10 protein-coding genes are annotated in these 10688 nt (G+C 34.4%); 8 read left to right on the forward strand and 2 right to left on the reverse strand.

What is annotated here, in order from left to right:
* Positions 1–81: 81 nt before the first annotated feature.
* On the forward strand, positions 82–630 hold the full coding sequence (locus NX902_RS12035; RefSeq protein WP_095328534.1) for a GNAT family N-acetyltransferase: 549 nt from the start codon (positions 82–84) through the stop codon (positions 628–630).
* A gap of 82 nt (positions 631–712) precedes the next feature.
* Entirely contained in the window at positions 713–1102 is a 390-nt protein-coding gene (locus NX902_RS12040) for a rhodanese-like domain-containing protein (RefSeq protein WP_095328535.1), read from the forward strand.
* 69 nt (positions 1103–1171) lie between these two features.
* Here the strand turns inward: NX902_RS12040 and NX902_RS12045 are convergent, their stop codons facing one another.
* Positions 1172–2155, reverse strand: a complete 984-nt coding sequence (locus NX902_RS12045) for a D-2-hydroxyacid dehydrogenase (protein WP_123257650.1) — start codon at positions 2153–2155, stop codon at positions 1172–1174.
* A complete protein-coding gene (locus tag NX902_RS12050) occupies positions 2155–3375 on the reverse strand; it encodes an aminotransferase-like domain-containing protein (RefSeq protein WP_095328537.1) in 1221 nt (406 codons plus the stop codon). The genes NX902_RS12045 and NX902_RS12050 overlap by 1 nt, the downstream gene beginning before the upstream one ends.
* A gap of 434 nt (positions 3376–3809) precedes the next feature.
* On the opposite strand from NX902_RS12050, the gene glnA reads away from it, so the two are divergent.
* From glnA to NX902_RS12080, 6 genes are all read left to right on the forward strand, one after another.
* Positions 3810–5144 (forward strand): type I glutamate--ammonia ligase, encoded by a 1335-nt coding sequence (glnA, locus tag NX902_RS12055; protein ID WP_123257651.1) that lies wholly within the window; start codon positions 3810–3812, stop codon positions 5142–5144.
* A gap of 233 nt (positions 5145–5377) precedes the next feature.
* Positions 5378–6310 carry a manganese-dependent inorganic pyrophosphatase gene (locus NX902_RS12060; protein WP_123257652.1) on the forward strand — a complete coding sequence of 311 codons (933 nt, stop codon included), beginning with the start codon at positions 5378–5380 and terminating at the stop codon, positions 6308–6310.
* A gap of 637 nt (positions 6311–6947) precedes the next feature.
* Positions 6948–7445, forward strand: a complete 498-nt coding sequence (locus NX902_RS12065) for a redoxin domain-containing protein (RefSeq protein WP_171509616.1) — start codon at positions 6948–6950, stop codon at positions 7443–7445.
* Between the two features lie 217 nt (positions 7446–7662).
* The gene (locus NX902_RS12070; protein WP_031540139.1) at positions 7663–7794 is read left to right on the forward strand and encodes an FbpB family small basic protein; all 132 of its coding nucleotides are present in this window, start codon (positions 7663–7665) and stop codon (positions 7792–7794) included.
* A 64-nt stretch (positions 7795–7858) separates the two neighbouring features.
* On the forward strand, positions 7859–8002 hold the full coding sequence (locus NX902_RS12075) for an acid-soluble spore protein N (protein WP_016205356.1): 144 nt from the start codon (positions 7859–7861) through the stop codon (positions 8000–8002).
* 238 nt (positions 8003–8240) lie between these two features.
* Entirely contained in the window at positions 8241–10580 is a 2340-nt protein-coding gene (locus NX902_RS12080; protein ID WP_095328541.1) for an AAA family ATPase, read from the forward strand.
* The last annotated feature ends 108 nt before the right edge of the window (positions 10581–10688 follow it).

The following is a 10688-nucleotide window of genomic DNA, read 5'->3' on the forward strand; positions in this document are numbered from 1 at the left end:
CTCTATAGAGAGAGTTTTGTCATTCTAACTAAAAGTCTATTTTACTTAATAGAAACTATAACTTAAGGAGAAAGCTATTTTATGAAAATAATTCCTGTACGTTATGATGTGAATAAGCTTCCTTATATAATAAGAAGTGCGGAGGAAAGCGATGCAGAACAGCTTGCTAGTGTTAGGTTACAGATCGATGGAGAAACAACTTTTCTAGATCGCGAACCTGGAGAGGGCTTACTTACTGAAAAAGAATTTAAACACTTAATCCGCTCAGATAGCGAAGCGCCAAATCATTTGTTTTTACTTGCAGAGAGAGAAGATGGGCAAATTATTGGCTTTTCTCGTTGTGAGGGTTCTAGTTTGCGACGTCTTAAGCATAAAGTCGAGTTCGGTATTGCTGTCTTAGAAGAATATTGGGGATATCAAATAGGTACCCATTTATTAGAAGAATCCATAAATTGGGGAGCGGAAAATGATATTACAAAAATGACATTATCGGTTATAGAGTTAAATGAAAAAGCGATTAAACTATATAAACGATTTGGCTTTGAAATAGAAGGAGTCTTAAAAAAAGATAAACGATTAACTAACGGGAAATATTATTCTACCATTTTAATGTCTCGATTTTTCTCCTAATGGTATGGAAAACGATTCATTAGTAATTTAGAATAAACTTTGTTACTATGTATATGTTAGATAATAAAGGAGTGATGAAGATATGGCATTAACTTTTGGAAAATTGGTAGAAGAGGCTAGAAAAAATGTTCCTGGTATTTCTTCTGTTGAGGCAAAAAAGAAAATTGAAGAAAACCCAAATACTTACATAATTGATGTTCAAGATGCTGCAGATGCTGGTGCTTGTGGTTTAATTCCTAGTTCTGTTAATATCTCTTTAGGAATGCTTCCAATTCGCGCAGATTTGGAATTACCTGAAGAATTAAGAGATCCAGAATTAGCGGATCGTAACCGTCCAGTTATTGTTACATGTGGTCTTGGTGGACAAGCGTCACTTGGTGCCTACCTATTAAAGCAAATGGGCTTCACAGATGTAGCCTTCATTGAGGGTGGAACTACCGCGTGGAAAAAAGAGGGTTTTGAAACAGTTTAATTAAGATATGTTATTAAATCTGCCGGTAAACAAATGTTTATCGGCAGTAATAGTCTTTTCCTTATGTTATTAATACCCCAATTGTTTATCTACGAGGTTCAAAAGTTCCTTGCCTTCTTTAAAGCGCTCGATATTTTCTAAGAATACATCCATGTAACGCTCAAGAGTATTGGGAGAAAAATATGCATTATGTGGGGAAATAATCAGATTTTCCAATTGCCAAATAGGATGTTGTGGTGGTAATGGCTCTGTTTCAAAGACATCAAGAGCTGCTCCTGCAATTTTCTTTTCTTTTAAGTGATTAATGAGCTCTTCTTCCACAATTGTATTTCCTCTTCCGATATTAATTAAAAAACTAGTTTTTTTCATGCTTTCTAATTTTTCTTTATTAATAAGATGGTACGTTTCTGGCGTTGAAGGTAAGGCTAGGATCAAAAAATCAGTTTCTGCCATCACTGATTCTAGCTGTTCAAGCCCGACAATTTTGTCGGCAGGATCGTCAGTTGCACGTATGGACGGTCTTTTTTTGCAGCCAATCACAAACATATCAAGTGCTTTAGCACGTTTCGCGATTTGCTTGCCAATCTCCCCATAACCAATAATCGCAACGGTTGCCCCTGAAAGATCGGTTATAGGGGTAGATGTCCAACTTCGATTTAGCTGATTCCGAATCATATAAGAAATTCCCCTCGCTAAACCTGTCATCATTGCAATTGTATGCTCTGCTATAGGTACAGAAGTGCATCCTTTTGTATTTGTAATGATGATATCATTCTTTTTCATTTTCTCTGTCAAAAGTGCATCTAAGCCAACACTTAAAGATTGAACCCATTTAATATAGGGCGCTTGTTCAGTGATGGCTAATGAATCTGTTAATCCCAAAGTCAAGACTATGTTGCAATCACTAATATCTTGCTTTATTGGCGGTTCGGGCTCCCCGAATTGCCATGGATCTACTATATATTCCGCGCCTGAAGATTTTATTTTATCTAAATACTTTTGTGGAATAGTTCTTCTGATATATATTTTAGGAATTGTTTTCCTGTTTATCATTAATTTACTCCCTTAATCATTTGTTTGCTATTTACATACTCATAATAAGTATTTGCGAGTCGTTTAATGGCTTCTTCAATGATATCCTCCTGACAGAAAGTAAAGCATAATCGCATATGATTATATCCTTCGTCTTTTAAGAAGAAATGCTTACCAGCGATATAGGAAACTCCGGCTGATGCTGCAGCATCTATAAATTCACTTGTGTCAATATGGCAAGGAAAGGTAATCCAAAGAAAAAATCCGCCATTTGCTTCATGAAAGGTAACATCATTACCAAAATATTGCTTTATGGCGGAAACCATGGCGTTTTTACGCGATAAATAAAGAGAATTTAAATAGCAAATATGTTCATCCATACCGATTTGATCAAGTAAATTTTTTGTAACCTCTTGAACATAGACGCTTGTTAACCCATCTATTTTTAAAATTCTCATTTTTTCGATAATTTCTGTTAAGCCAATAGCCCAGCCGAGTCGTAAACCTGGGGCGATAATTTTGGAAAAAGTACTTAAGTAAACGACTCGTTCAGGTCCGTACGAATAGATAGCAGGATTATATATTCCGTCAAAAGAAAGCTCGACATAAGCATCATCTTCGATAATAAAGAAATTATACTCATAGGCTAATTCAGCAAGTCGTTTTCTTCTGTCTACTGATAGATTAACCCCACCAGGATTTTGATAATTCGGTATTACATACATTAATTTGGGGAGCGGTAAATTGTTTTTTACTCTTTCGCTTAATTCTTGTTCCACTAAATCGACTCTTAAGCCATTTTCATCAATAGGAAAAGAAGCTAATTTTGTTTCTGCTAATTGAAATGTTTTCAATGCGCCGAAGAATGTAGGGGCTTCTACCCATACTTCATCGCCAGGGTCGGTTAAGGTTCTTGTAACTAAATCTATTGCTTGTGAACTGCCTGCAGTTATAAGTATTTCATTCTCTGTGGCTTTTATCTCACGTAACTTTGATCTTTCTTTAATCCAGTTAATAACAGCGTTTACTCCTGTTCCGCCACTATAAGCTAATGCGTGTCTTCCTTGTGTTTGCATGGCAGCTTCTGTAGCGGCGGTCATTTTATCAACCGGAAGTGATTCGGGTGCTGGAAAACCAAATGATAAGGGAATCAGATTTTCTTGATTTTGAGCGAAGGCGGAACCGATTACCTCGATGTCAGGAAATCTTCTACTATAGGAAAAAGGTTTTAATAATTGCATGCGTATCACCGTCCAAAATTTATTTAAAAGCTTTATAAAGATAGATTTTAATAAATATAAGCTATTTATTTCGTGATGGGAAATATTAAAAATGCCTAAAAATGAGAGAAAACAAGAGATAGATCGATAAAAGCATAGTTAAATAACGAATATTCGGAATTTTGTAATTTTTATAATAAATTTTTGTTATTGCTTCCATATAGGCAAATATCTGTTTCGGTCAATAATCTTACATATGACCATCATTCGACAAAAATTACAAAAACTATCTAACAGGATATAGGTGGAAAAACGGACAATACGGTAAGAAATAAATGTAAACGCTACCTAATAAAATTTTTAAAAAATTAAAAAAAAACATTGTTTTAACAGAATTTTTTTCTTATAATGAAATCAAGTTAGATAATAGAACATGAATTGTGAGGTAAGTTAACATGAGTGAAATTACATTAGAGAAAATTGAAAGTATTGTAAAAGAAAAAAATGTAGAATTATTACATCTACAATTTGTGGATATTGAAGGAATTTTAAAAAATATTACAATTACTGCTCAACAATTAGATGATGCTGTTGAAGGAAAAATCATGATTGACGGTTCATCCATTAAAGGATTTTCTCCTATTAACAAATCAGATTCTTATTTATTACCAGACTTAAACACATTCGCAGTTTTACCTTGGACTGAAACAGAAGGATATTCAGAAGCGCGGTTCCTTTGTTCTGTAACAAATCCTGATGGATCTTTATTTGAAGGTGATACTCGTAATGTTCTCAAGAAAACAGTCGAGCGCGCTGCTGAAAATGGATATAGTATTTCTGTCGGACCAGAGTTAGAATTCTTCCTATTTGCAACCGACGAAAATGGATATCCAACTACAGAATTAGGAGATAGAGGCGGCTATTTTGAACCATCACCAAAGGATTTGGGAGAAAAAGTCCGCGTTGAAATTTTCAAAACATTAAGAGCAATGGGCTTCACTATCGAAGCACTTCACCATGAAGTAGCAGAAGGTCAACATGAGATTAACTTCAAATATGCAGATGCATTAACTGCAGCTGACTTGGCTACAACATATAAATGGGTTGTGAAAACAATCGCTTCTCAATATGGTTTACACGCAACATTTATGCCAAAACCAGTATTCGGAATTAATGGTTCAGGAATGCATGTTAATATGTCATTCTTTAAAGATGGAGAAAATTGCTTCTATGATGCGGACGATGATTTAGAATTATCTGAAACAGCCTATTCGTTTATAGCGGGTGTTTTAGAAAATGTTAAGAGTTTCGTAGCTGTTACAAATCCTCTAGTAAACTCTTATAAGCGTTTAGTACCAGGATATGAAGCACCTTGCTACTTAGCATGGTCTGCATCCAATCGTTCTGCTTTAATCCGTATTCCTGCCAAACGCGGAATGGCTACTCGTGTGGAGCTTCGTTGTCCAGACCCATCATCTAATCCATATTTAACATTTGCTGTTATCGCTGCAGCAGGTTTAGATGGAGTGGAAAAAGGCTTAAGAGCACCAGCACCAATTAACGAAGATATCTTCCATATGACAGATGATCGTCGTGAAGAACTTGGAATTGACAGCTTACCTGGTGGTTTAGAAGCTGCTATTGCTGAACTAGAAGCAGGAGAAATTGGTCTTAAAACACTTGGAGAGCATGTATTCACTGAGTATGTTGCTGCGAAGAAAGAAGAGTGGGATAGCTACCGTACAACAATCCATACTTGGGAAATTGAAAACTATCAATATAAATTCTAATTCATAAGTTAATAGATTCCATAAACTGCAAATAACCACCTTTTCGGGTTGTTGATTTGCAGTTTTTCTTTTTATTCAAGCAATAAGCGTAATATTCACTATGCCTCTAGGGGAATTCCTTCTCTTTTTTATGTTCTTTTCTTTAATTTCCGGTAAGTTATGATAAAATAAAGAAGGATGTATGAAATAGAATGGATACGTCATCAGATTATTGTAATAAGGAGATTTGCTAAATGGAAAAAGTATTGATATTTGGTCATAAAAATCCGGATACGGATACTATTTGTTCTGCGATTGCGTATGCAGAATTAAAAAAGGCACTTGGAGTAGAAGCAGAGGCTGTTCGTCTTGGTGACGTTAGTGGAGAAACAAAATTCGCATTAGATTATTTTAAAACAGAGGCTCCTCGTTTTATTGAAAAGGCAGCTACAGAAGCTAATTCAGTTATCTTGGTAGATCACAATGAATTCCAACAAAGTGTGGAAGACATTAAAGATGTTACAATTTTAGAGGTTATTGATCACCATCGTATCGCTAATTTCGAGACAAGTGATCCTTTATACTACCGTGCTGAACCAGTAGGTTGTACGGCAACTATATTAAATAAAATGTATAAAGAAAATAATGTTGAAATTAAGAAAGAAGTTGCTGGATTAATGCTTTCAGCTATTATTTCTGATTCCTTATTATTTAAGTCACCAACTTGCACAGAACAAGATGTACAAGCTGCCAAGGAATTAGCGGAAATTGCTGGTGTAAATGCAGAACAGTATGGATTAGACATGCTGAAAGCTGGTGCTGATTTAAGTGATAAAACAGTTGATCAATTACTAAGTATTGATGCAAAAGAATTTACAATGGGTACATATAAAGTAGAAATTGCGCAAGTGAATGCAGTTGATACAAATGATGTCATTTCCAAACAAGCTGAATTAGAAACGTCTATTCAAGCAATTATCGACAAAAAAGGATTAGATTTATTCTTGCTTGTCGTAACGGATATTTTAAATAACGATTCTGTTGCTGTTGCTTTAGGCAATAAAGCAGAAACAGTAGAGAAGGCATTTAATGTATTATTAGAAAATAATAGTGCCTTATTAAAAGGTGTCGTATCTCGTAAAAAACAAATCGTACCAGTTTTAACAGAGACTTTTGAAGCGCTATAATCACTTGTTCAAATGGTCTTTTAATAAATGGTGCTGATTGGGAAAGCAAACAAGTGAATTAGAGCATAAGAGGCAGGTCTGTTCGCATTGTGAACGGTTCTGCCTTTTTTATTGGTCTAAGTGTAATTGGTTGAAATACTGCTGTCCTATTAGTTATGTAATTAATTGGTAAATTTTTGTTGGGATATATGATACGTTTAAAGTAAATGAAGAGGGCGTGATATGAAAGTAATATTCAAATTGTTTATAGGGATATTTATTGTTTTTACATTAACAGGGTGCTGTGGTGAAGATACATGTGAACTGCACTCCATTTTTTGTACACTAAAATAATCGGGATGCAGTGCAACGTTGAAGTTGTTGTGGCTTAATCTATGGAAAGCGAAGTGATTCTGTCGACGTTTTTTCTATAATATGTAAGTTGAATTATATATATTTCATTTCCAAAGAACTACTTATACTTTTAATGGGAGTCAAAAAAGCCGTCATTGTAACTAGAATGCAAATTATCTTCCTGTTAAAAATTCAACAAATTTTACGCACTCAATTTAATAATTATAAATTAATTGGTTAATCTATAAGAAGGTTAACAGTAGAACTTAGAAAAATACTTTACCAAATAAGAGGAGGAGGGCATATGTCACTAAAAAAAACAATATTTATCTTTCTGTTTTTTTCTAGCTTTTTCCTTATTATGTCCACTAATGTAGAAGCAAAAACAGGTTTAAATATTGGTGAGGAAGCGCCAGATTTTAAACTGAACGATTTAAATGGAAAGACAGTGCGGTTGTCTGATTATAGAGGAAAATCTGTCATGATAAATTTTTGGGCAACTTGGTGTCCACCTTGTAAAAAAGAGATGCTTGATATAGAAACTTTTTCTAAAAAAATGCAAGATCATTGGGTTGTTCTCGCGGTTAATGTGGATGGTGGAAATGAAAGAGGAGTTAGACAGTTTGTAAAGGAAAGAAATTTAACATTCCCTGTCTTAATAGATAATAACGATATGGTTTCAAATCAATATCACATTCTTAGTATTCCCACAACGTTTTTTCTTAATGAAGAGGGAATCATTATTAATAAGGGTTTCAGTATGTTAACACTTCAACAAATGATGAAAATGACACAAGATTAACAGAGTAAAGTTCACAAAAAATTAACAATGTAAGCGGTTTACAAAGGGAGCAACCTATACTATAATTACAAATGTAGCAAAGGAGTGCACACCTTATTTATTTTCTGAAAAAACAAACTTTTCAAATAGATTTAAAGATTATTTCTTTTTATTGTAATAATTATCTAACTTTTTGGGAAATATGTGAATACAAAATACTTATTAAAGGAGAATGAAGATGAGAAAACCTCGTAAACGTTCATTTCAAGAACTCGTATTAGAAAATAAAATGCAGTTATTAAAGGATCGAGAAGCGATTGAAAAAATAGAAGAACGGTTAGAAAGAAAACATTTGAAAAAAGCACGTTAATGAAGAAATTACCATCAATTCTGCTTGTTCTTTTGTACAAACTATAGTTGAAGGAGTTGATTTGATGAGTAATCCTAAAAAAGACAGCAAACACTTTGTTCCAAGTCATATCGGAACTAAATCTAGAAGCTTTGGTGGGAACAAAGGAAAGCAAATGCAGGACAAATCAGGACAACATGCTCAAGTAATACAAACAAAGGGCGAATAATCCTTCCTATCGAATAAAGGAAGATGAATAAAAAGCAATGGCTTCTTTTCTAATTGAGGCTATTGCTTTTTTTGCCTTCTATGATTGAGTTACACATTTTTCAAGGATAGCAATTTGCATCCTGCATATATTATGGTTATCAGATATTCACAGTGTGAAAAGTACATAATCATTAACGAAAAAGAAGGAATATGTTAGTATTAATAAGGAATTAAATTTATTAAGAGATGTGAATATATTGAATAACGAGAAAATAATTACAAATAGAAAATATCCAGAAATTTTTCTGATAGAAAAGGAATTTGAAGAACATGGATTTGTGCAAGATGAAAAGAAGATTTTAGATGAAATACAAAAATTAACTGAGGGTGAGAATGGAAAAGAAATCTCTCAGTTATTAACGATTGCTGCTTTATCAAGAATGTACACCGATAAAGAAGATACGATAGCGGTTGCCTGGTTGAATAAAGCGATTGAGCTGGATGAAGAGAATAAAACAGCTCTAAAATACCTTTCCCAATTCGATTGGAAAAATTTCAGCGGCTTACTGGATTCACTGGTTTTTCCTAATATTCGCGAAACGGATAATCGGACCGCCAAACGAAAAATTGCTGAGCAATATATTAATAATTGCCGCTCGTTTTTAGAACAGATGGATGAGGAAGCTACCCATCTGCAAAATCAGAAGAAAAATGCATCCCTATATGAAAATAGGGATGCTGTTGCAAAATATGAAGCAATTGAAGAATTATTACAAAAGGTAATGGAGAAAACGTCTCAGTTATTAAAATCAGCAGAAGAATATGAAGAGTCTATTAGCGGCGTGTTTCACACATCGATTTATTATGAGAGTGTAAAAGAATTAATTGAAGAATTGACTGAATTAAAGGATGAATGGACAAGCCTTTTTGTAGAAGATGTAGAGGAAGATAATAAGTCTCTTTCCTCTTTAGAGGAACTAGAGCAAATGGTAGGATTGGATGCTGTAAAAAAAAGAGTTTATGATTTTTATCAATTTTTACATTATCAAAAGTCTCGGAAAAAGCTAGGCTATAATATTCAAGATGAATTAAGCTTAAATATGATATTTACAGGAAATCCAGGTACTGGGAAAACTACTTTGGCAAGATTGATGGCAAAGATTTATCATGAATTGGGCGTATTGCCAAGCGCTGAAGTTGTGGAGACAGATCGGTCTCAATTAATCGGCGGCTTTATGGGACAAACAGAGGAAAATGTCCGTTCTGTGGTAAAACAAGCGGTTGGCGGTGTCTTATTTATCGATGAAGCCTATAGCCTAAAAAGAGAAGGACAGTCTGGAAATGATTATGGTCAAACGGCAATAGATACTCTTGTATCTTTAATGACAGGTTCAGAATTTGGTGGTAAATTTGCTGTCATTTTAGCAGGATATCCTGAAGAAATGCGTCAATTTTTAGACGGAAACCATGGTTTAAGAAGTCGCTTTCCTGCTTCTAATATGATTCATTTGCCAGATTATACACCAACGGAATTATTGGTGATAGGAGAAAGAATTGCTTCAGCGAATGACTATGTCATGACTGAGGACGGAAAAAAAGCATTGCTAAAGAGGCTTGAGAGAGAACAGGTAGATGAGAGCTTCGGAAATGCTCGAGCTGTTCGCAATATTGTGCTGGATGCAATATTTAGCAAAGGTTCTCGCAAAGCAAACGAACAAGAAATATTTAAATATACTCTATTGCAAGAGGCTGATTTTGTTTGTGAAGAAGATGACAAACAACTTGATCCTGCAAAAGAGCTTAATAAATTGATTGGATTAGCAAAAGTAAAAGATGAAATAAAAAAAATTATTGCGCTTGTTAAGGTGCAGCAATTGAGACAGACTAAAGCCAAAAAGAATCTGCCTATTCAACTGCATGCTGTCTTTACGGGAAATCCAGGTACCGGAAAAACTACGGTAGCTAAACTATACGCCCAGTTTCTTAAGGATTGCGGAATATTAAAAAGAGGTCACTTAGTTGTTACAAGCAGGGCAGATTTTGTCGCCGGCTATGTTGGCCAATCAGCTATTAAGACAAGAAAAAAAATAAGAGAAGCCCTTGGCGGGGTGCTATTTATCGATGAAGCTTATTCATTGTTAGGAAATAGTGGTCAGGATTTTGGGAAAGAGGTTGTTGATACATTAGTCATGGAAATGACAAAGCATAATGAGAATTTAGTTGTTATTCTTGCAGGATATCCGAATGAAACCAATACTCTATTACAAAGCAACCCAGGATTAACTTCAAGGTTTAAAAAATTTATCCATTTTGAAGATTATTCTGCAGCAGAATTGGTTGAAATCATGAAGTTATATGCAGATAAATACGATTATTTATTATCAACAGATGCAATCCAATTACTGCAAAATATGCTGCCGACAGTATCTACGGATGGAAATGGACGATTTGCAACTAATTTAATCGATGAAGCAGTTCAATTACAGGCTTTACGACTATCTGAGCAATTAGAACAAGGAATAGATGCAGATGTTTCTACGATAACTGCTGAGGATATTGAAAGTGTACTAAAAGAGAAAAGGAGAATCGACGAATAGGCTGGTGACGAATACAGATGGACAATTACTTTCTCTCAATAAGGGATATTGAAATGGATTATGTTGATATCGATATGATAGGGTGCTCGTTAAACAATTGCTAAAAAA

This window comes from Niallia sp. FSL W8-0954 (genome assembly GCF_038005605.1).
Classification (GTDB): Bacteria; Bacillota; Bacilli; order Bacillales; family Cytobacillaceae; genus Niallia; species Niallia circulans_A.